Source organism: Nocardia pseudovaccinii (assembly GCF_050942345.1).
GTDB lineage: Bacteria > Actinomycetota > Actinomycetes > Mycobacteriales > Mycobacteriaceae > Nocardia > Nocardia pseudovaccinii.
Window position 1 is genome coordinate 9,684,418 of sequence record NZ_CP192074.1, and the last position, 20,403, is coordinate 9,704,820.

The window sequence follows — 20,403 nt, forward strand, 5'->3', positions numbered from 1 at the left end:
GTGATGGGATGTATTCGTATAGGCTCCGATTCGATCGGAAGCGAGCAGGGCGAGATGGTGAAGCGATGACACAGCGCGGGTGGGTGCTGTTCTTGGCGATGGGCGTCATCTGGGGCGTGCCCTACGCGATGATCCGGATCGCGGTCGAGGATTTCGACCCGATCGCGGTGGCATTCGGCCGGACCTTCCTGGGCGCGCTGATCCTGCTGCCGATCGCGCTATACACAAAGACACTCGCCCCGGTGTTCCGGCGTTGGCGCCCGCTGCTGCTGTACACGCTGGTCGAGATCACCGGGCCGTGGTTTCTGATCGGGTACGCGGAGACCACGTTGAACAGCTCGACCGTCGGGCTGCTGATCGCCGCGGTTCCGCTGGTCGGAGTGGTGATCCTGTCCAAACCCATTCAGGGTCTCGGCGCGAAAATGTGGCCCAGGTACTCCTTCGCACACGATCGCTTCGACGCACGCCGCACCACCGGCTTGATCATCGGATTCGCGGGGGTCGCTGCGCTGGTCGGCTTCGACATCGATCTGACACGGCCCGCGGCCATCGGCGCCATCGGGCTGACCACCATCGGTTACGCCATCGGCCCGATCATCATCAACCGCGCACTCGCCGATCTGCCGCCGCTCGGTGTTGTCACCGGGTCACTGATTCTGGCCGCGGTGATCTACACACCGTTCGCCATACTCCGCCGACCGGCACATTTCACCGCCGACGCGTCGTGGTCGGTGCTCGGGCTGGCCGCAATCTGCACGGCCGCGGCTTTCCTGGTGTTCTTCGCGCTGATCAGTGAGGTCGGCCCGGCCCGCGCCACCGTCATCACCTACATCAATCCAGCGGTGGCCATCCTGCTCGGCGTCACCCTGCTGGACGAACCGCTGACCATCGGCATGGGCATCGGCTTCCCGCTGGTCATTCTCGGCTCGATCCTCGGCACCGCCCGCGCCCGCGCCGTCGAGGAACCGGCCGCGACGCCGGTTACCCAGTCCTGAGCACCCGCACGCGCTGAAGGCCCCGCCGATGCCGCACGACCGGCGAGATCGATCAGTCGCGTGCCTTCGGGATCGATGACCTGGAACACCGGCGCATGCGCGGCCCGCAGATCGGTGAACCCGGCCGCCGCCAAGCCCGCATCCAACTCGGCCGCAAGCGTTCGGGCCGCAGCGCCGAGCAGATTCCCGAGTGGCGGCGGCCGATCAGCCAATGGATTGATAAGGCCCTCCTGGCCATCGGCTTGATCCTCCCTGTCGCGGGGCTCGGCGATGAAATTCAGCGTCGCGGCGCGACTCGATGAAGGTGACAGGAGGGCATGATGTTCGGGTGACAGCGAACAGTCGAACCGATCCCGCGGACGTGGCGCACACCCGCGCCGCCTATGACGAGAACGCCATCCGCTACGCCGAATTCGCCAAAGATCACCTGGCGACACAGCCGTTCGACCGCGCCATGCTCAGCGTATTCGCGGAACTGGTGCACGACGGTCGAGTGGCCGACCTCGGGTGCGGTGAAGGACGAATGACCGCACACCTGGCCGGGCTCGGCCTCGATATCTTCGGGATCGACCTGTCACCGCGGCTGCTCGAATTGGCGCGGGCTCAGTATCCGACACTCGGCTTCGAGGAGGGCTCGCTCGAGCACCTCGATATCGGCGACGCCACTCTCGCGGGAATTCTCGTGTGGTACTCGATAATCCATCTGCCGCCCGAACGAATGCCCGCTGTGCTGGCGGAGTTTCATCGGGTACTCGAGCCGAGAGGGCACGCACTGCTCGCGTTCTTCCAGGCACCCGATGTCCAGGATCCGGAACCGTTCGACCACAAGGTGATAACCGCCTACCGATGGTCACCGGATCGGCTCGCCGCACTGGCCGAACAGGCCGGTTTCGCGCCGATCGCCCGGTTGGTCCGGGAACCGGATCCCGGCGAGCGGGGCCGCCAGGCGTACTTGCTCCTGGTCAAGGATCGCTGATTCGGCGAACGCGAATCCGTACCTTTCAGTAAGGTTGGGGACAGCGCACAGGGGACATGGCTGTGCGGGCCCTTATCGACATCGTGGTCGTTTTCCTTTTCACCAAGACCTCAGCACCACACCGTCGTCAGGGGGCGACAGACCATGGAGCTCATTTCTCCGATCGATGCCGTATTTCTGCTCGCCGAATCTCGCGAGCATCCGATGCACGTCGGTTCGCTACAACTATTCGAGGCACCGGAGGACGCCGCGCCCGATTTCGCGCGGCTGACCCACGAGAAATTGTTGGCGGACAACGAATTCCACCCCACCTTCCGCAAGCGCCCGGCAACCTGGCTCGGCGCACCGCAGCTGGCGTGGACCCAGGACGAGCACGTCGAACTCGGCTATCACCTGCGTCGGTCGGCGCTGCCGAGTCCCGGCAGCTTCGCTCAACTGCTCGAACTCGCCTCCGACCTGCACAGCGCCCTCCTCGACCGGCACCGCCCGCTTTGGGAAATCCATGTGGTGGAGGGCCTGAACGACGGCCGCTTCGCGCTGTACTCGAAGATGCATCACGCGTTGATCGATGGCGTCGCCGCGCAGCGAGTGCTGCAGCGAACGCTCACCAACGATCCCACGGCGAGCGAAACACGCGTGCCGTGGAACCTGCCTCGATCGAAGCGCAAGGCCGAGCCGTCGAGCTCGCTGCTGGGTGGGCTCGCGCGAAATCTGTTGTCGGCGGCCAATTCCGGGCCCGCCGCGCTGCGGGTCGCGCGCGCCGCATTGGTGCAGCAACAGTTGACCATGCCCTTCGAGGCGCCGCGCTCGATGTTCAATGTGCCGATCGGCGGCGCCCGCCGGTGCGCGGTCCGGTCCTGGCCGCTGGAGCGGGTCAAGCAGGTCAAGAAGGCGACCGGCACGACCGTCAACGATGTGGTGCTCGCGATGTCCGCCGGTGCGTTGCGCGCGTATCTGATCGAACAGAACGCATTGCCCGATAAGCCGTTGATCGCCATGGTTCCGGTCTCGCTGCGGACCGATGAGGACGATGCCGAGGCCAGTGGCGTCAAGGTCGGCGCTATCCTGTGCAATCTCGGCACCGATATCGCCGATCCGATCGAACGGCTGCGCGTGGTGAGCGAATCGATGCGCCGCAGCAAAGAGGTCTACAACTCGCTCTCGCCCATCCAGACCATGGCGCTGTCCGGGTTGATGCTCAGCCCGCTGGCCCTGACCCTGCTGCCAGGCATGCTGTCGTTCACGAATCCGCCGTTCAATATCGTCATCTCGAATGTCCCGGGCCCCAGGGAACCGCAGTACTGGAACGGCGCGCGCTTGGACGCCTCCTACCCGATGTCGATTCCGTTCGACGGGCAGGCGGTCAACATCACCCTCACCACCAATGTCGACAGTCTGGACTTCGGGCTCGTGGGCTGCCGACGCAGCGTGCCGCGACTGCACAGCCTGCTCGACCACCTGGAGAATTCGCTGGCCGAACTGGAGCAGTCGGCCACCTGAGGAGTTGAATCGCCCACGTCGCCAGTCGATAAGCCGAGGCAGGCGGTTGACTCTTTACAACCACACCGGGCAGACGTACGCGCGGACCAGGCAACCGGATCCGCGTATCGCCGCGGTCATCGATGACGCGGTACGTGACATGGACTCGATCGCCAATATCGGCGCTGGCAGCGGATCCTACGAACCGACCGGCACCGTGATCGCGGTCGAGCCGAGCGAGGTGATGATCGCGCAACGTCCGCCCGCCGCCGCACCCGCGGTACAGGCGGTCGCCGAGCAACTGCCGATCCACACCGATGCCGTCGATGCCGCCCTGGCCATCCTGACCGTGCACCACTGGACCGACCTCGATCACGGCATCGCCGAACTGAAACGGATCGCCCGCCGCCGCGTCGTCATCCTCACCTGGGACCACACCGTCTACCGCGAATTCTGGCTGGTCCGTGACTATCTGCCCGCCGCGGCCGTAACCGATGCGCGCCTGGCCGTCCCACTTCCGCGCCTCACCGCCCTACTCGGCGACGTATCGATCACCCCGATCCCGGTCCCGCACGATTGCGTCGACGGCTTCGGCGGCGCGTACTGGCGGCGGCCCGAGGCGTATCTGGACGAAACCGTGCGCGCGGGAATGTCGATGCTGGCGATGACTCCGGCGGCACTGCTACAGGACGGACTGAACCGGCTCCGCGACGATCTCGCCACCGACGCGTGGTCCGCCCGGTATCCCGAGCTGCTCGACAAATCCCACCTCGACCTGGGCTACCGGCTCGTCACCGCCGAACTCTGATCCGGTCGTCCAGAACGGCTACCCCGAGAAAACTAGAACGTGTTACATTCGATGGCAGGCGTCCGCGCCTGTCGACGAAGCTACCGTCGCGTCATGGCGATATCTGCGGCAGTCGGCCGAATCGGCAGCGCGGGCCGGTGACCAAATATGCAACCCGTTCCAGCACTCGTCAGCCGTTGCGATCCGGCTGCTGAGCAAGTAGGGAGACCAGCACGCCATGCGTACCGAAATCTGCGACCGGCTGGGGATCGAATTCCCCATCTTCGCCTTCACCCATTGCCGCGATGTGGCGGCCGCGGTCAGCAATGCCGGCGGACTCGGCGTGCTCGGTGCGGTGGGCTTCACCGCCGAGGAATTGGAAGTCGAACTGGCCTGGCTCGACGACCATGTACACGGTGTATACGGCGTCGACCTCGTCATCCCGTCGAAGTACGAGGGCAAGGGCATTGATGACCTTACCCCCGAACAACTGGAAGCCAAACTGGCGGAACTGGTTCCGCAGGGACACCGGGACTTCGCGGAGAAGCTCCTCAACGACCACAATGTGCCGCATCTGCCCGACGGTGAGCACCACAACCAACTTCTCGGCTGGACCGCGACCACTGTCGCACCGCAGATCGAGGTGATCCTGCGCCATCCCAAGGCCAAGCTGGTCGCCAATGCCCTCGGCACCCCGCCGCCGGATGTGATCGAGCAGATCCAGGGCTCCGGACGGCTCATCGGCGCGCTGTGCGGTTCGGTGAAGCATGCGCTCAACCACAAGCGCGCGGGCCTGGATTTCGTTGTCTGCCAAGGCACCGAGGGCGGCGGGCACTGCGGTGAGATCTCCTCGATGGTGCTGTGGCCGCAGGTGGTCGATGCCATCGGCGATATGCCACTGCTGGCCGCCGGTGGTATCGGCAACGGTCGCCAGGTCGCCGCGGCCATGGCGATGGGCGCGGCGGGTGCGTGGACCGGCTCGCTGTGGCTGACCGTCGAGGAGGCGAATGTGCCGCCCGCGCAGATGCAGACCTACATCGAAGCCACCAGCCAGGACACTGTGCGCTCGCGGTCCTGGACCGGTAAGCCGTGCCGCATGCTGAAGAACGACTGGACCGAGGCCTGGGAGGCGCCGGAGAATCCGGATCCGCTGCCCATGCCGCTGCAGATGATGGTGGCCCTGGACGGCGTCAAGCGCGGGCACCGCTATCCGGAAGCGGCCAAGGATGTGAACTTCAATCCGGTCGGCCAGGTCGTCGGCATGATGAACAAGGTGGAGCGCTCCGCCGATGTGATCGCCCGGCTGATCAACGAGTACGTCGAGGCGTGCGACCGCCTGAACAAACTCAATAGCGCTCTGTAGCAGGCTCTTCGACGCCGCCCCGACCGGTCGGGGCGGCGTTTTCGTCCTCCCGTGGCTGGGTAGCCGTTCATCGGCGCACGCGGTATACAGATGATTCGCATTGCTACAGTGCGAGTGCTCGCGTCAGTCTTGGGAGGTCGGCATGTATCCCTGCACCAACCCTCGGTGCGGAAGTCGCGGACATAACGAGCCGGAATGTCCGAACCTGGTGCACGCCGATCTGCCGCAACGGCGAAATTTGGTGGTGCTGGGTGTACTTGCCGTCGCGATCGTGAGCTCACTGGTCCTGGCCGCCTTCGCCGCGGCACCGCATTGATATCTGTCTAGGTCACCGAGAAGTCGTAACGCACACCGGTCAGCTGCTCGCTGAGCTCCCACAGTTTGCGCGCGGTCGAGCGGCGGTAGGCAAGTGGATTGCGCAGTGTCCGCCGCGGATATCCGGCGAACTCGAAACCCGGTCCCACATAGGAGTTTCCGCGCACTTCCGGAACCGTGGCGGCGTACAGCTGCGGCAATGCGCCCATGTGGTCGGACTGGGCCAGCGCGAACAGGATCGCCTGCGGGATCGCCGCCAAGACACCGCTCACACCCTTCTCACCGTTGCGGTCGTAGAGATGGGTCGCCGACACTCCGGGATGCGCGGCCACCGCGCGCAGGTCGGAACCGGCTGCGCGGGCCCGGCGTTCCAGTTCGGCGGTGAACAGCAGATTCGCCAGTTTGGACTGACTGTAGGCGGGCCAGCGCAGATAGAGCCGCTGCCAATTCGGGTCGAGCCAATTGATCACGCCGACCCACGCGGCCACTGACGATACGGTCACCACGCGCGGCCGTTCGGCGCGCAGCAGTGCGGGCAGCACGCCGCCGGTGAATGCGAAGTGCCCGAGGTGGTTCGTGCCGAATTGGGCGTCGAACCCATCGGCCGTGCGTGCGCGCGGCAACGCCATCACGCCCGCATTATTGATCAGCAGATCGATCCGCCCGATGGTGTCGTTGATCTGCTCGGCAGCCCGCGCGACCGAGGCCAGATCGGCCAGATCCAGCTGCAGCACTTCGGGTTCGGTCCCGGTGGCTACCGCGGTGACCGCATCCAGTGCCGTCGCGGCCTTCTGCGGATTGCGGCAGGCCAGCACCACGTGTGCGCCCTTGCTCGCCAGTGCCTCAGCGGTGCGCAGGCCGAGGCCGCTATTGGCGCCGGTGACCACGACGGTCTTGCCGGATTGATCCGCGATATCCGCAATGGTCCAGCGGCGCGGCAGGATTGGTACCGATTTCACAGAGAACTCCTGGTTGATCAAGCGCAGATCCCGACGATGCCACCGAAGACCCGGCCGAGCATGGCCAGCTCTGGGAGCTCGGTCGACGTCTTAACGGCCATCGACCTGGGGGCAAATGACCCAGACAGTGAATTCGGAAGAATCGAGGCGCGATCAGGCGGTCGCCGCGTGCTCCGCATCCTCGTGGCCCTCGGCCCCGACATCGAGCAATTCCTCGAACCGGGCGATCACCTTGTCGTGATACAGCCCGAACAGATCCTCGAACAGCGCGAGCTGCGCATCGGACGGCCCGGAACCGGAATCCCATACCGCGACCAGCGCACGCCATACCAAAACATGCAGATCCGCCGCACCCGCGAAGAAGGCCTCGACGGCCTCGGGTACCTCGAGCACCATCTCGCCGATGGAGTTCATGATCGCGCGCTGCATGCTCAGCCCGAGTGCGGTGAGCAGACGGCGGACCAGGCCGACCTCGATGGCCAGGATCTGCCGGAAGTCGGGAACATCCTGCCGGGCAAGCGATTCCAGTTCATCGATCTCGGCCTTGAGTTCGGCCGGGTCGATCTCCTGCTCGCTGCTCGTGTATGCGAGCAGCGCCTCCATGACGATGCCGCGCTCCACCTCGACGATGTCGTGGAACATCTCGATGGCCACATCCGGCATCGGAACCGAGAACCGGAACAGGTGCCGATACACATCGATGCCGCCCGCCTCTCGGACATCGCGGATCGTGAACCCCTTGCCGCGTCGCGCCTCGACGAATCCGTACGATTCCAGCCGACCGAGGGTCAACTGCGCGGTCGCGCGGTTCATATCGAACTCTTCCGCGACCTGCCGGACCGACGGCATCAAATCCCCCGGCTGATATTCCCCTGCGGCAACCCGGCGTGCCAGCTCATCGGCAACGTCGGCGACTACCGTTTGGGATCCCATCGAGATGCCACCTTTCGACTCGGTTCCGATACGTCCCAGACAGTCTATGCTCTCCTGTGCGAGACTGCACCTGTGTAACACTGGTCAGCGTGCAGTGTGAGGTGAGTCATGACAATTCAGCGTGGCGACGGTCGATCGGCCGAGAGTTCGACAACTAGACGTGCACGCATTTTCGCGATGAGGTCGAACGGTAAACCTCCTGTTCGCACGGCGGTTCGCACTGCGAAATTGGCGGCGCTGCCGGTCGCTTTCGCGGGCCGTCAGGCCGCGGGCGTTGGTAAGCGCGCGCTGGGCCGACCGGCCGGTGAGGTCAATCGCGAAATCCAGATGCGCACCGCACAGCATATGTTCGAGGTACTCGGCGAGCTGAAGGGCTGTGCCGCCAAACTCGGCCAGCTGCTTGCCATTTACGAACTCGCACTGCCGCCTGATCTCGCCGAGCCGTACAAGATCGCGCTGAGTCGGCTACAGGATTCCGCGCCGACGATGCTCCCGCGGTCGGTGCACGCGGCGATGGCCGCCAGCATGGGGGAGAACTGGCGTTGGCATTTCCGGGAATTCGATGATCGGCGCGCGGCCGCGGCCTCGCTCGGCCAGGTGCATCGCGCGGTATGGCGCGACGGTACGCCGGTCGCGGTGAAGGTGATGTATCCCGGCGGTAAGCAGGCCGTCGCGAACGAGCTCGATCAGCTGCGCCGGATCTCCATGCTGGCAACGGTTTTCGTGCCGGGCGCGGACGTCAAGGGCGTGACCGAGGCGATCTGCGCCTGTGTGCTCGACGAACTCGACTATGCGGCCGAGGCCGAATCGCAGCGGATCTTCGCGGCGGCCTACGCCGATGATCCGGATTTCTACATTCCGCGGGTGATCGAACAGCGCGGCGATGTGCTCGTCACCGAATGGCTGGACGGTACGCCGCTGCCGCGCGTCATCGCCGCCGGTACGCGCGCCGAACGGGATCGGGTCGGCATGCAGCTGATTCGGTTCATGGCCTCCAGTTGGATCCGCAGTGGTCTGCTCTACGGCGATCCGCATCCCGGCAATTTCCGGGTGCTGCCGGATGGGCGACTCGGCGTCGTCGACTTCGGGGCCTGCACACCGTGGCCGACCGAGGGTTTCGAGGAGTTCGCCTTCGACTACTGCGATGCGCTGTTCAACGGCGGCCCCGCGGAATTGGAGGCGGCGGCACGCCGGCACGGCTTCTGCGAACCGGGCCGGGTACTCGATGCCGAGGATCTGTTCCATGTGGTCGCGCCGTGCGTCGAACCCTTCCGGCACGCGAATTACCGGTTCACCATGCGCTGGCTGCGCAAACAGGTACTGCGCGTGACGAATCCGCGGCTGTCGAATGCCCTGCGTCAGGGCACGATGCCCGCGCGCTTCACGCCGTTCGCGCGATCGATGCTGACGCTGATCGGTGCGATCGGTCAGTTGGAGACCGAGGGTTCGTTCCGCGACGAGGTCGGGCGCTGGCATCCGACGCTGCACGAGTTGGTGATTCGGCCCGTCGCGGAGGGCGCGTTGCCGGTCGACCTGGCGGCGGCTCGGCAAAAGCGCGCCGACGCGGATGCGCGACGGATGTCTGTCAGCTGAGTACAACCGCGCTGACCTGCTCGGACGCCGCGGACGGAACTACCCGAGACACTATGTCTCAGACAGTATGGCCCTTGCTCGCGGGCCGGGCATTCCGGCGTCGATGAACGTCCGGCGTTTCCAAGGTTCGCGGCCCACCGACGAACCCGACTCCTCGGCGATGGGTGGATGCCGATCATCGCGGGGCCTCGATCGGCTCGTCGCCGCCCGACTGTCGGGCACTTTTCCGGGTTGGTCAGCGCGCCAACCACTCCCGCCAGTCCGGGTGGATGAGCGCGGCCAATTCGTCGTAACCTGCCGCGCCGGGATGTGCGCCGTCACCCGCGCGCACCTCGCGCATCCATACCGCGCTGTCGCGCAGCGGTCGATGGACGCGCACGTAGGGGACCGCTGCGGCAGAGCAGATTTCGGCGAAATGTTCGTCGAGCGCGGCGGTCCTGACATTCTGCTCGGCGTCATCGATAGGCGGCGGCGCGACGACCAGGACCGGAAGCTCGGCGGCCTGTGTGAGCAGTTCGGACAGATTGGCCGCCGATTGCCCGGGCGCGACTCGGGGCCGTCCCTCGATGAACGTGGTGTCGTTGACGCCGAACGAGACGACCAAACGAGCATCGGAGCCGACCGGAAATCGGGGCGCGCATTCGGTACGCCAGCGGCCGAGGATTTCGGTCGAGGTCTGCATCCGCACACCCAGGTTGTACGTGGTGAGCGGCTGGCCGTTCGCATACGTCTGGGCGGCCAAGCGGCCGACCCAGCCGAGGCACAGCGGGTCGCCGACTCCCGCGACGAAGGAATCACCGATGAAGCACACGCGTAGGTCGTTCCACACCCGGTGATCTTCGCAACTGCTGGGCCGGGATACCGCCGGGGCACGGAATCCGGTCGTGCCCGTTAGGATCGCTGTGGTCATTCGGGAGGGATTGAAGTTGACAGGGGTAGCCGAATCCGCGGTGACCGCGGCGCCGCCGTGGTTCACGGGTTTATTCGCGCATCAGCGCTGGATTCGCCGGGTCGAACCGTTTCCGCATATCTACGCCAGGAATGTGTTCGTGCCCGAGTTCTACGGGCGGCTGGCCGATGAGCTTGCGCGGGTGCGCCGCGAGCGGCCGGAGGCCTTCGGAGCGGTAGCGGCGGATTACGGTGCGGTCGGGGCCTCGCTGGCCGGACTGCGGGACGGTCCGTTGGCGCTCTTCCTTTCACGGGAATGGCATGACCTGATCGCACGGGTGGCGGGGGTGGCGACGACCGGTGATGTCGAGGGGTCGGTGCACCATCATCGGCCGGGTAGTCCGTCGGGGTCACCGCACAATGATCTGAATCCGGCCTGGTTCAAGGGTTCGGCGCCTGAGCCGGGCGAGGTCAGGACCGTGGATCCGGAGGTGGATCTGAAGACCGGCCCGCGGACGCCGGAGGTCTTCGCGCGGGAGACGGTGCGCGCCGTCGCGGTGCTGTTCTATTTCGGCAATCCGGACTGGCAACCCGGCGATGGCGGCGAAACCGCGCTGTATTCGCATATCGGCGCGAATCCGGTTCCCGCACTGACGATTCCGCCACTGGACAATTCGCTGCTGCTGTTCGAGTGCACACCGCGCTCATGGCATACGTTCGTCGGCGACAACGCCGCCGCGCGCAATAGCGTGGTGATGTGGCTGCACCGGCCGAAGGAAGATGTGGTGCGGCGCTGGGGAGGAGACAGCATTGCGCAGTGGCACTGAACGCCGGGTATGTCTGCTCACCGGAGCCGGAGGTGTCCTCGGTGACACCTTCTGCCGGGGTCTGTACACCGACTACGACATCATCGCGGTCTGCCGCAATCGCACCCCGGCCGCACCGTCCCAGCTCGAATGGTTCGTCGATCCCTTCGAACCGGAAATGCCGGTGCCGGAGAACGATTCGCGGATCTTCGTGATCAGGGCCGACCTGGCAGAGGCGGGTGAAGTCGAGCGCGTCGTCGATATCGCACTTGCCCGCTTCGGGCAGATCGATCTGCTGGTCAACAATGCCGCGCACCGCCGATTCCAGCCACGCGGCATCGTCGACGGTGATGCCGCGCTCGACGAATTCGATCCGCATTTCGCGCTCAATGTCGGTGTGCCGCTGCGTTTGTCGGCTCGCTTGGCACAGCGGAGCTGGGTGCATGCCGGGGACGAGAACCGAGCCCGCAATCGCAATATCGTGAATGTCTCCAGCATCGCGGGCTCGCGGGTGTACCCCGGCGGGCAGGCGCTCTACGCGGCGTCCAAGGCGGCGCTCAACCACCTGACCCGGCATATCGCGGCCGAATTCGAGGAGTTCGGGGTGCGGGCCAATGCCATCGCGCCCGATGATTTTCCCGCGACGGTGTCCACCGAACAGGTGGTGCGGGCCATCGTCGAACTCGATCGAGGCGAGATGAGCGGCGAAGTGTTCACCGTCGGTGTGGCGGCCGAGAGTGGGCGTCGCGCACTCGGTGCGGACGCCCACTGACCTATGCCGTTCCGGTGATCTCTTCGGACATCGTCCAGAGCCGTTGCGCGAGTTCGGCATCCACCGCCTGCTTGTTCCGCGGCTCCTCCACTTTGAACCGGTGGAAGTACTTGCCGTTGATCTCGTCCGGCGTTGTCGCCAAGTGCACCAATGGATCCGCGCCTTTGTCTGCCCTGATGAAGAAGGGCCGCGACAGGGGCGAGCGGATGAAGGCGCCGAGGCCGAGCGGAGCATTGTCGTAGACGTGGGTGGCGACCGCGCCCGGATGGAATGCGGCGGTGACCAGCCCGGTGCCCTCGGTGCGGCGGGCCAGTTCCCTGGTGAAGATGATGTTGGCGAGCTTGGAGGTGCCGTAAGCGCCCAGCTGATTGAACGAGCCGGTCGAAGCGTTGACGGTGTCGAGGTCCAGCTTCGCCATCCGGTAGGTCATGCTCGCGGTATTGACCACCCTGGCCTGTGACTGCACCAGCCGATCCAGCAGCAGGGCGGTCAACAGGAACGGCGACAGGTGATTGACCTGGAAGGTCAGTTCGTTGCCGTCATCGGTGACGGTGCGTTTCGCCCATGCGCCCCCGGCGTTATTGGCGAGCACATCGATGCGCGGATAGCGATCGAGGAGCTGATCGGCAAGTTTGCGCACTTCGTCGAAGCGGGCGAAATCGGCGATGAACGGCTCCGCGCCGACCCGCGTCGCCACCTCGGCGGTGCGCTCCGGCGAGCGCCCGACCACCGCGACGCTCGCGCCGCGCGCCACCAGCTTCGCCGCCGCCTCGGCGCCGATGCCGGAACTGGCGCCGGTCACCACGACCGTCTTCCCGGTTAGATCCTGTGCTGCCATGTCCTGCCTTCCGTCGGCTGATTCGTCCTGATCCTCATCGGCTGGGACAGATTCGGCAAGACCGTCTACTGACCGGTAGGTCGGCGGGGCGAACTCGCCAGGACGCCCAGGCCCAGCCATCCGGGGAAGCACCGGCCCGCAACGGTAAGTTAGGCACACCCAACACCGGCAGAGGCCCGGGGGAGGCGGACGAGCGGAGCCAGAGATGCGAGTTGATGGGCGGGATATCCCGGTCACGGGGAGCCTGCTGCAACCGCTGATCCGGCGGACCAGTGACATCATCCGTGTCGTACTCGCGGCACTGTGGGTCGGTGTGGTCGTCGCCGCATCGCTGATCACCCGGCCGGAGTGGCTGGCGCTGGAACGTTCGGTCTCGAATATCGTCGGCTTCCTCAATCCGGACCAGTCCAATCTGGTGTACCTGGTCTACGGCATGGCGATTCTGGCGCTGCCGTTCGCGATCCTCATCGAATTGATCATCGGCAGGCAGTGGAAGCTGCTCGCGGGCTACGCGGCCGCGGGTTTGGTCGCGGGCCTGCTGCTATCGATCACCGGCACTGGATTGTCCGCGCCGCAATGGCATCTGCAGGTACCGGATCGGCTCGATACCTTCCTGTCGCAGTTCCTCGACGATCCGCGCTGGATCGCCATGCTCGCGGCGGTGCTGACCGTATCCAGTCCGTGGCTGCCGACCCGGCCACGGCGCTGGCTGTGGTTCCTGTTGCTGGCCTTCGCACCGATCCACCTGGTGGTCAGCACGGTAGTGCCCGCACGGGCCATGTTCGGGCTCGCGGTCGGCTGGTTGGTCGGCGCGGTGATCGTGCTGGTTGTCGGCACCCCGGCGCTGGAGGTGCCGCTGGATGCGGCGGTGCGGGTGCTGGCCAGGCGCGGACATACCGTCACCGCGTTCACCGTGGTGCATCCCGCCGGACGCGGTCCGCTCGTGCTCGCGGCGGCCATCGACGGTCCGGAGCGCGAGTTGACCGTCGAACTGTTCGGCAAGAATCAGCGCAGCTTCGGTGCGCTGCGTCAGCTGTGGCGCTGGCTCACCTTCCGCAGCAGTGAAACCGCGGCAATGCACGGCTCGATGCACCGCGCCGTCGAGCACCGTGCGCTGGTGGCCATCGCCGTCGGCGAAATGGGTCTGGCCGCGGTGCAGCAGGTCGCTGTCGCGGCGCTGGAACGCGGCTGGATGCTGTACGCGCACACCATGCCCCGGGGTAAGCCGCTCGACGAAACCTCCGACGACGACCTCGCCGGTGTATGGAAATCGCTCGCCGCACTGCACTGCGGCCAGATCTCGCACGGCGATCTGCGGCCCGTCGAGATCCGAATCGAGAACGGCGCCACGCTGTTCAGTGGATTCATCAACGCGGAATTCGGCGCATCCGATAAGCAGCGACAGTCCGATGTCGCGCAGTTGCTGGTCTCGACCACCGCGGTCTTCGGCAAGGAAGCCGCGGTGCGCACCGCCATCGAAACGCTCGGCGAGCAGACGGTACTGACCGCGGCGAGCCGACTCACCAAGTCCGCCATGCCCCCCGGCATCAAGAAATCGATTCCGGACTGGGGCGAGGTGGTCTCCTCGGCCCGCGACGAGGTGCGCAAGCAGACCGGCCAGGACAAGATCGAGGCCGAGCAGATCACCCGGTTCAGCCGCAATCAGCTCATCCAGCTGGTGCTGCTGATCGGGTTGGTCTATGTCGCCTATCCGTTCATCAGCGCGGTGCCGACCTTCTTCTCGCAGTTGTGGACCGCCAACTGGTGGTGGGCGCTGCTCGGGCTGGCGTTCTCGGGGCTGACGTATATCGGTGCCGCGGCCGCACTGTGGGCCTGCGCAACACGCCTGGTCAGCTTCCGCAATCTGGTGATCATGCAGGTCGCCAATACCTTTGCCGCTACGACAACCCCGGCGGGCGTCGGCGGGCTGGCGTTGAGTGTGCGCTTCCTGCAGCAGGCCGGACTCGGCGCGGTGCGGGCCACCGCCGCCGTCGCATTGCAGCAGGCCGTCCAGGTGATCACCCACATCGGCCTGCTGATCCTGTTCAGCGTGGCGGCGGGCACCTCGGCGAATCTGTCGCATTTCGTGCCCGACGCAACTGTGCTCTATCTGGCGGCCGGTGTGGGCGTCGGCATTATCGGCGCGTTCATGTTCGTCCCGAAACTGCGCCGCTGGCTGAACAATTCGGTGCGTCCGCAGTTGCAGGAGGTGCTCGGTGAACTCGGTGATCTGGTCCGGGATCCGAAGCGCTTCTCGGTGATCGTGCTCGGCTGCGGTGCGATCACACTCGGCCTGGCACTCGCACTGTGGGCCAGCGTCGAGGCGTTCGGTGGTGGCGCGTCGTTCATCACCCTCACCATCGTCACCATGATCGGCGGCACCCTGGCCGCGGCCGCGCCGACACCCGGTGGCGTCGGCGCGGTCGAGGCCGCGCTGATCGGTGGTCTTGCCGCCTTCGGCCTGCCCGCGACCATCGCCGTGCCCTCGGTGCTGCTCTACCGCGTGCTCACGTGCTGGCTGCCGGTGTTCTGCGGCTGGTTCTGCATGCGCTGGATGACATCGAAGGACCTGATCTGATCAGGCGTCCTTGGTCGCCACCAGTACGCCGCTCATCGGTGGGATCGCGGTGAAGTCCACGGTCGCGAATCCGGCTGCCCGCAACGCTTCTCGGTAGCGGCGAATATCGATGGCCGCCAGTGGGTCCGCGTGGTTTCCTGGCGCGTGCGGGTCATCGGTGCGGCGCGCGGCGAAGCGGGACATGATGCGAACCGCCGCGGGCAGAACTATTCCGGTCGGATGGGTGTCGGCGAGCAGCAGTCGGCCGCCGGGGCGCAGCACGCGGAACATCTGTCCCAGCGCCGCTGTGCGCTGTGCCTCTGGAATGTGATGCATGACGAAGGTCGAGGTGACCACGTCGACCGAGGCATCGGGCAGAGTCAGCGTTTGGGCGGCGCCGACTTCGAAACGACAGTTGGGGGCGGCGCGACCGCTCGCGTAGTCGACCATCGCCCGGGACGGGTCGATACCGATCACTCGACCGGCCGGTCCGACCCGATCGGCCAGCGCTCGGACGAGTTGGCCTGGGCCGCAACCGATATCGACAGCATGATCGCCCGGTGCGGCACCGGTCAGCTCGACGAGTCGAGCGTTCAGGCTGCCCACCCGGCCGAGCAAGAAGGCCGATTTCACAGCTAGGTAGCCGCGCGGTTTGGTGATGAGAATGCCGATCTCGAAGTTCCGGTCAGCATGGGTGTTAGTGGACTGTTGTGCGTTTCCGGTCATGAGTCCATAATCGGACCGGATGACCGGATCGACCAGAAGCAAAAGTGCGGATATCGTGCCATTGCGAACGGATTCGCACTATCTGTACGGAAACGCGGGTATTCGCGTTCGGAGGATGCCGATGACCAGCACCGATCGCCGGGTGCGGCGCACCAAGAGCCTGCTGCACCGTGCCTTGATCGAGCTGATGATCGAATGCGGCTATGACCGGATCACATTGCAGGACATTCTGAATCGCGCCGATGTCGGACGCTCCACCTTCTACGCGCACTTCCGGGACAAGGACGATCTGCTGCTGGTCAGCAGTACCGAGTACCTGCGCGCAGCGGTCGCCGATGTCGAATCGGGCGCGAATGATCCTGACGCACCGCAACATTCGGAACCGCTGGCACCGCTGTACACACTGTTCCGGCTGGCATCGGCGAATCCGGAGGTCTACCGGGCGCTGCTGGGCCGCAGGGCGACCGGGGTGCTGCTGCGCTCGACGCGGCGCATGGTGGAAGAGATTCTCACCGAACAACTTTCAGGTCGCCTGGATATGGACGACGACGAATTCGCGGTGACGATGACATTTCTGTCCTGGGGCGTCGTCGGCCTGCTCGGCTCGATCGCGGATGCGGAGCCGCCGCTGCCCGCGGCCGAAACCTACCGTCGGCTCGAAGTTCTGGTCGGGCCCGGCCTGACGAGCCGGGTGTCGCACACCGAACGGGTCAGCGGCGCAGGCCGTTGATCCACGCAGGTCGGCCTGAGGGCATGGCCTTCACGCCGATGTGCCGATCAGCTCCAGCGCCTGCTCGGCGGTGCGGCAACCTGCCGTGGTCAGTTCGAGATTCGCCAGCGAGGCGGCGTGGGCTTGCGGGTCGGCCGCGGTGACGCAGTCCGCGATCGGATGCACGGTGAAGCCGAGATCCGTTCCGTTCCTGGCGGTTTGCTCGACCGCCAGATTGGTCGCGACACCGGTGATGAACAAGGTATCGACGCCCTGTTCGTCGAACCATTCGGACAGGTCACAGCCCGCGAGCGCGGAGAGCTTCTGATTGTCGAACACCACGGTCGGCTGTTCGACCATCTCCGGAATCAGCCTGGAACCAGGCGCTTCGGGCCGGAATTCGGTCTGCGCCGCGGCCACCGAACGCATGAATCCGGTATTGCGGACCAACCCGCCCTCACCGACCGGAATGACGAACCGCACGAAGACCACCGGTAATCCGGATCGTGCCACCGCGTCGTGGAAGCGCACGGCCCGCGGCACCACCCCGCTCGCCGTGACCGGACCGGCCAGCATCGGCCCGAAGAACCCCTCGGGCCGAATGACATTCACCTGCCAATGCACCGCCAGCACGGCGGCGCGGATGCGTGGGATGGCCATGCGGTGATCGTGACGCATCGGCGCCGCCGATGTCTTCGATTCGGCGAAAGCTCAGGACGAATAGTCCTTGCGCAACTGCACTTTCACCACCTTGCCGCTGGCATTGCGCGGCAGCTCGGCCACGATTACCAGATCCTTGGGGTGCTTGTAGCGCGCCAGGCTCTCGTTGAGGAACGGCGCCAGCTCGTCGAGGGTGAGCTCGGCATCCGGATCGACAAGGGCGACAACGGCAACCGGCACCTCACCCCACTTCTCGTGCGCCCGACCGACCACCGCGGCCTCGCGGATCTTCGGATGTCCGAAGAGCACATTCTCCACCTCGGCGCAGTAGATGTTCTCGCCGCCGGAGATGATCATGTCCTTCTTGCGATCGACCACCCAGAGGAAGCCCTCCTCGTCCGCGCGGACCAGGTCACCGGAGTGGAACCAGCCACCGGCGAAGGCGTCGGCGGTGGCCTCCGGCTTGTTCCAGTAGCCCTGCATGAGAGTCGGTCCGCGATAGACGATTTCGCCGATCTCACCGGGCGCGACATCGTTCATCTCGTCGTCGACGACGCGGGCCTGGACGGTCGGGATCGGCTTACCGACCGAACCGAGCTTGCGAATCGCGTCCTTGCCCTCCAGCACACAGGTGATGGGCGACATCTCGGTCTGGCCGAAGACCGCGACATTGACCGCGTCCGGGAAACAGTCGGCCATGGCCCGCAGCACGGTATCGGAGGCCGGGGCCGCACCCCAGCTGAGCACCTTCAGCGCGAGCTTGCGCTGCTTGACCGTCGGCTCCTCGCAGATCATCTGCCACTGCGCTGGCACGCAGAACGCGGTGGTGGCCTGCTCGCGCTCGACGGCGTCGAGGAATTCGGTGGGATCGAACGCACCGAGCGGGTGCAGCACGGTTTTGCCGCCGAGCAGGAAATACGGTGCGAGACTGCCGAGTCCGGCGATATGGAACAGCGGCGAGGTGCAGAAGCCGACCGAGTCGGGCCCGATATCCGTGGCCCGAATGCTGGTCAGCGCTTGGCCGTTCATATTGGAGTGGGAGAGCACCGCGCCCTTCGGGCTGCCGGTGGTGCCCGAGGTGTACATGATCAGCGAGGGGGTGTCCTCGGGAATGTCCAGCGGCGTATGCGGTTCGCCGCCCTCGGCAAGCACATCGTCGTAGCCGAGCACTCCGTCGGCGCTCTGGCCGCCGATCACGATGCAGGTCGCCAGTTCGGGCGCCTGACCCTGTACGGCGGTGGCCAACGGCTGCAGCATGGTGTCGGTGACGATCGCCTTGGCGCCGGAATCGCTGACGATATAGGCGACCTCGGGCGGGGTGAGCCGGAAGTTCACCGGGACCGCGATGGCGCCGAGCGCGTTGATGCCGAAGACGGCCTCGAGGTATTCGGGATAGTTCAGCGCCAGGATCAGCACCCGGTCACCGAAGCCGATGTCGCGGCGGGCGAGCGCGTCGGCGAACTTCAGCGAACGCTCGTGCAACTGCCGCCAGGTGGTGTCCACACCACGGAACCGCACGGCGACCGCGTCCGGGCGCATCTGCGCATGCGACGCGATCTGGTTGTTCCAGTGGTTGCGCCGCGACCTGATCGGCTCGTCGAGCGCCTGTGCACCGGTGGTCATGCCACTCCTCTCGGACCGCCAACCGTGCGCCGGTGTATCCGACGGCGTCGACGGGCTGAACTGAGAGCAGAATAACAACTAACTTAATCTGGCGGCAAGCGACCGATATGGGAATCGCTGTTAATCGTCTCGATGGGGCGACCCAGCGCAAGAAATCACCTCTATCTGCGCTTTTATACGCTATCTCGATGGTTGCTTCGCGTCTTCGCACGCGTCCAGAGGGCCATACGATGCGAATCACGGCTCACTTACAAGTTGAACAGCAGACGATTCCCGTGTCACCATCACTGCGTAAGGGCGCCACTGGCACGCCCCGCAACGCATAGGAGAAGCGCAATGCTGCGTACCAGGTTCACCGAGACATTCGGCGTCGAACACCCGATCGTGCAGGGCGGCATGATGCATGTCGGCCGCGCGGGCCTCGTCGCGGCCGTCGCCAACGCGGGCGGGCTCGGCTTCATCACCGCGCTGACCCAGCCCACCCCCGACGACCTGCGCAAGGAGATCGCGCGCACCCGGGAGTTGACCGATAAGCCGTTCGGTGTGAACGTCACGATCCTGCCGTCGATCAATCCGCCGCCGTACGCCGAATACGTGCAGGCGATCGTCGAGAGCGGCATCAAGATCGTCGAGACCGCGGGCAGCAATCCGGAGCCCTTCCTGCCGTACTACCGCGAGGCCGGTATCAAGGTGCTGCACAAGTGCACCAGCGTGCGGCATGCGTTGAAGGCGCAGAAGATCGGCGTCGACGGCGTCAGCATCGATGGTTTCGAATGTGCGGGACATCCGGGTGAGGACGATATTCCCGGGCTGATCCTGATCCCGGCCGCCGCACGGGTTCTCGATATTCCGATGATCGCGTCCGGCGGTATCGCCGATGCCCGCGGTCTTGTTGCCGCGCTCGCGCTCGGCGCCGACGGCGTCAATATGGGCACGCGCTTCCTGTGCACGCAGGAGTCGGCGATCGACCAGAAGGTCAAGGAACAGATCGTCGCCAACTCCGAACTCGATACCCAGCTGATCTTCCGGACCATGCGCAATACCGCGCGCGTCGCGGATAACGAGATCAGCCGCAAGGTCGTCGAAATCGAAAAGGCCGGTGGCACTTTCGACGATGTCCGCGATCTGGTCGCCGGTGCGCGCGGACGACGCGTCTTCGACGAGGGCGATCTCGACGCGGGCATCTGGTCGGCAGGGCTGGCCCAGGGCCTCATCCACGACATCCCCTCCTGCGCCGAACTGATCGGCCGGATGGTCGCCGACGCGGAGGAACTCATCACCGCGCAACTCGCCGAGAAGGTGGTCGCCTAGCTGTTCGTTACGAGCCCTGGGCTGAGCGCCCAGGGCTCGTCCGATAGTCGAGCCAGGCCCATCGCAGTCCATCGACCGGTGACCACGACCGAGGTCGAGCGAGGCGCTGACCT

20 protein-coding genes are annotated in these 20,403 nt (G+C 65.6%); 13 read left to right on the forward strand and 7 right to left on the reverse strand.

Features of this window, described 5'->3' with window-relative positions:
- Positions 1-65 precede the first annotated feature (65 nt).
- The 7 genes from ACQPZ2_RS43455 (at position 66) to ACQPZ2_RS43485 (ending at position 5,916) form a co-directional block, all read left to right on the forward strand.
- Positions 66-995, forward strand: a complete 930-nt coding sequence (locus ACQPZ2_RS43455) for a DMT family transporter (protein ID WP_433523629.1) — start codon at positions 66-68, stop codon at positions 993-995.
- A gap of 95 nt (positions 996-1,090) precedes the next feature.
- The gene (locus ACQPZ2_RS43460) at positions 1,091-1,297 is read left to right on the forward strand and encodes a hypothetical protein (RefSeq protein WP_433523630.1); all 207 of its coding nucleotides are present in this window, start codon (positions 1,091-1,093) and stop codon (positions 1,295-1,297) included.
- A gap of 26 nt (positions 1,298-1,323) precedes the next feature.
- The gene (locus ACQPZ2_RS43465) at positions 1,324-1,971 is read left to right on the forward strand and encodes a methyltransferase domain-containing protein (protein WP_433523631.1); all 648 of its coding nucleotides are present in this window, start codon (positions 1,324-1,326) and stop codon (positions 1,969-1,971) included.
- Positions 1,972-2,115: 144 nt separating this feature from the next.
- Complete coding sequence (locus ACQPZ2_RS43470; protein ID WP_433523632.1) at positions 2,116-3,471, forward strand: WS/DGAT/MGAT family O-acyltransferase; 1,356 nt, start codon at positions 2,116-2,118, stop codon at positions 3,469-3,471.
- A 46-nt stretch (positions 3,472-3,517) separates the two neighbouring features.
- Positions 3,518-4,258 carry a class I SAM-dependent methyltransferase gene (locus tag ACQPZ2_RS43475; protein WP_433523633.1) on the forward strand — a complete coding sequence of 247 codons (741 nt, stop codon included), beginning with the start codon at positions 3,518-3,520 and terminating at the stop codon, positions 4,256-4,258.
- Between the two features lie 217 nt (positions 4,259-4,475).
- Positions 4,476-5,600, forward strand: coding sequence for an NAD(P)H-dependent flavin oxidoreductase (locus ACQPZ2_RS43480; RefSeq protein ID WP_063042581.1), 1,125 nt, complete (start codon positions 4,476-4,478; stop codon positions 5,598-5,600).
- A 142-nt stretch (positions 5,601-5,742) separates the two neighbouring features.
- Positions 5,743-5,916 (forward strand): hypothetical protein, encoded by a 174-nt coding sequence (locus ACQPZ2_RS43485; protein WP_433523634.1) that lies wholly within the window; start codon positions 5,743-5,745, stop codon positions 5,914-5,916.
- Positions 5,917-5,923: 7 nt separating this feature from the next.
- Here ACQPZ2_RS43485 and ACQPZ2_RS43490 read toward each other — a convergent pair whose 3' ends face one another.
- Both ACQPZ2_RS43490 and ACQPZ2_RS43495 read right to left on the reverse strand, forming a co-directional pair.
- On the reverse strand, positions 5,924-6,874 hold the full coding sequence (locus tag ACQPZ2_RS43490) for an oxidoreductase (RefSeq protein ID WP_433523635.1): 951 nt from the start codon (positions 6,872-6,874) through the stop codon (positions 5,924-5,926).
- A 153-nt stretch (positions 6,875-7,027) separates the two neighbouring features.
- A complete protein-coding gene (locus ACQPZ2_RS43495) occupies positions 7,028-7,807 on the reverse strand; it encodes a GntR family transcriptional regulator (protein ID WP_433523636.1) in 780 nt (259 codons plus the stop codon).
- A 228-nt stretch (positions 7,808-8,035) separates the two neighbouring features.
- Here ACQPZ2_RS43495 and ACQPZ2_RS43500 point away from each other — a divergent pair, with 228 nt between their 5' ends.
- Positions 8,036-9,400 (forward strand): ABC1 kinase family protein, encoded by a 1,365-nt coding sequence (locus ACQPZ2_RS43500; protein WP_433523637.1) that lies wholly within the window; start codon positions 8,036-8,038, stop codon positions 9,398-9,400.
- A 235-nt stretch (positions 9,401-9,635) separates the two neighbouring features.
- On the opposite strand, the gene ACQPZ2_RS43505 is transcribed toward ACQPZ2_RS43500, so the two are convergent.
- Positions 9,636-10,310, reverse strand: a complete 675-nt coding sequence (locus ACQPZ2_RS43505; protein ID WP_433523638.1) for a GDSL-type esterase/lipase family protein — start codon at positions 10,308-10,310, stop codon at positions 9,636-9,638.
- 16 nt (positions 10,311-10,326) lie between these two features.
- Between ACQPZ2_RS43505 and ACQPZ2_RS43510 the strand changes: the two genes are divergently transcribed.
- Together ACQPZ2_RS43510 and ACQPZ2_RS43515 are read left to right on the forward strand one after the other, a co-directional pair.
- Entirely contained in the window at positions 10,327-11,115 is a 789-nt protein-coding gene (locus ACQPZ2_RS43510; RefSeq protein ID WP_433523639.1) for a 2OG-Fe(II) oxygenase family protein, read from the forward strand.
- Positions 11,099-11,866 carry an SDR family NAD(P)-dependent oxidoreductase gene (locus ACQPZ2_RS43515; RefSeq protein ID WP_433523640.1) on the forward strand — a complete coding sequence of 256 codons (768 nt, stop codon included), beginning with the start codon at positions 11,099-11,101 and terminating at the stop codon, positions 11,864-11,866. Before ACQPZ2_RS43510 ends, ACQPZ2_RS43515 begins: the two co-directional genes overlap by 17 nt.
- Before the next feature lies 1 nt (position 11,867).
- Here the strand turns inward: ACQPZ2_RS43515 and ACQPZ2_RS43520 are convergent, their stop codons facing one another.
- The gene (locus tag ACQPZ2_RS43520) at positions 11,868-12,704 is read right to left on the reverse strand and encodes an SDR family NAD(P)-dependent oxidoreductase (protein WP_364473876.1); all 837 of its coding nucleotides are present in this window, start codon (positions 12,702-12,704) and stop codon (positions 11,868-11,870) included.
- A gap of 205 nt (positions 12,705-12,909) precedes the next feature.
- Here ACQPZ2_RS43520 and ACQPZ2_RS43525 point away from each other — a divergent pair, with 205 nt between their 5' ends.
- Positions 12,910-15,282 (forward strand): lysylphosphatidylglycerol synthase transmembrane domain-containing protein, encoded by a 2,373-nt coding sequence (locus ACQPZ2_RS43525; RefSeq protein WP_433523641.1) that lies wholly within the window; start codon positions 12,910-12,912, stop codon positions 15,280-15,282.
- On the opposite strand, the gene ACQPZ2_RS43530 is transcribed toward ACQPZ2_RS43525, so the two are convergent.
- Complete coding sequence (locus ACQPZ2_RS43530; RefSeq protein WP_433523642.1) at positions 15,283-15,987, reverse strand: methyltransferase domain-containing protein; 705 nt, start codon at positions 15,985-15,987, stop codon at positions 15,283-15,285. It lies immediately after the preceding gene.
- Between the two features lie 121 nt (positions 15,988-16,108).
- Between ACQPZ2_RS43530 and ACQPZ2_RS43535 the strand changes: the two genes are divergently transcribed.
- Positions 16,109-16,717: a TetR/AcrR family transcriptional regulator gene (locus tag ACQPZ2_RS43535; protein WP_063042613.1), complete on the forward strand. Its 609-nt coding sequence runs from the start codon at positions 16,109-16,111 to the stop codon at positions 16,715-16,717.
- Positions 16,718-16,747: 30 nt separating this feature from the next.
- Here the strand turns inward: ACQPZ2_RS43535 and ACQPZ2_RS43540 are convergent, their stop codons facing one another.
- On the reverse strand, positions 16,748-17,356 hold the full coding sequence (locus ACQPZ2_RS43540; protein ID WP_433523643.1) for a cysteine hydrolase: 609 nt from the start codon (positions 17,354-17,356) through the stop codon (positions 16,748-16,750).
- A 51-nt stretch (positions 17,357-17,407) separates the two neighbouring features.
- Entirely contained in the window at positions 17,408-18,979 is a 1,572-nt protein-coding gene (fadD5, locus tag ACQPZ2_RS43545) for a fatty-acid--CoA ligase FadD5 (protein WP_433523644.1), read from the reverse strand.
- Positions 18,980-19,315: 336 nt separating this feature from the next.
- Here fadD5 and ACQPZ2_RS43550 point away from each other — a divergent pair, with 336 nt between their 5' ends.
- Positions 19,316-20,290, forward strand: a complete 975-nt coding sequence (locus ACQPZ2_RS43550) for an NAD(P)H-dependent flavin oxidoreductase (RefSeq protein ID WP_433523645.1) — start codon at positions 19,316-19,318, stop codon at positions 20,288-20,290.
- Positions 20,291-20,403: the final 113 nt, after the last annotated feature.

Bases quoted from the DNA above. Each gene is read 5' to 3' on its own strand.
- ACQPZ2_RS43455 (WP_433523629.1), top strand. From the start codon at position 66: ATGACACAGCGCGGGTGGGTGCTGTTCTTGGCGATGGGCGTCATCTGG.
- ACQPZ2_RS43525 (WP_433523641.1), top strand. From the start codon at position 12,910: ATGCGAGTTGATGGGCGGGATATCCCGGTCACGGGGAGCCTGCTGCAA.
- ACQPZ2_RS43495 (WP_433523636.1), bottom strand. From the start codon at position 7,807: ATGGGATCCCAAACGGTAGTCGCCGACGTTGCCGATGAGCTGGCACGC.
- ACQPZ2_RS43550 (WP_433523645.1), top strand. From the start codon at position 19,316: ATGCTGCGTACCAGGTTCACCGAGACATTCGGCGTCGAACACCCGATC.
- ACQPZ2_RS43505 (WP_433523638.1), bottom strand. From the start codon at position 10,310: ATGACCACAGCGATCCTAACGGGCACGACCGGATTCCGTGCCCCGGCG.
- ACQPZ2_RS43540 (WP_433523643.1), bottom strand. From the start codon at position 17,356: ATGGCCATCCCACGCATCCGCGCCGCCGTGCTGGCGGTGCATTGGCAG.
- fadD5 (WP_433523644.1), bottom strand. From the start codon at position 18,979: ATGACCACCGGTGCACAGGCGCTCGACGAGCCGATCAGGTCGCGGCGC.
- ACQPZ2_RS43535 (WP_063042613.1), top strand. From the start codon at position 16,109: ATGACCAGCACCGATCGCCGGGTGCGGCGCACCAAGAGCCTGCTGCAC.
- ACQPZ2_RS43520 (WP_364473876.1), bottom strand. From the start codon at position 12,704: ATGGCAGCACAGGATCTAACCGGGAAGACGGTCGTGGTGACCGGCGCC.
- ACQPZ2_RS43470 (WP_433523632.1), top strand. From the start codon at position 2,116: ATGGAGCTCATTTCTCCGATCGATGCCGTATTTCTGCTCGCCGAATCT.
- ACQPZ2_RS43460 (WP_433523630.1), top strand. From the start codon at position 1,091: ATGCGCGGCCCGCAGATCGGTGAACCCGGCCGCCGCCAAGCCCGCATC.
- ACQPZ2_RS43480 (WP_063042581.1), top strand. From the start codon at position 4,476: ATGCGTACCGAAATCTGCGACCGGCTGGGGATCGAATTCCCCATCTTC.
- ACQPZ2_RS43485 (WP_433523634.1), top strand. From the start codon at position 5,743: ATGTATCCCTGCACCAACCCTCGGTGCGGAAGTCGCGGACATAACGAG.
- ACQPZ2_RS43530 (WP_433523642.1), bottom strand. From the start codon at position 15,987: ATGACCGGAAACGCACAACAGTCCACTAACACCCATGCTGACCGGAAC.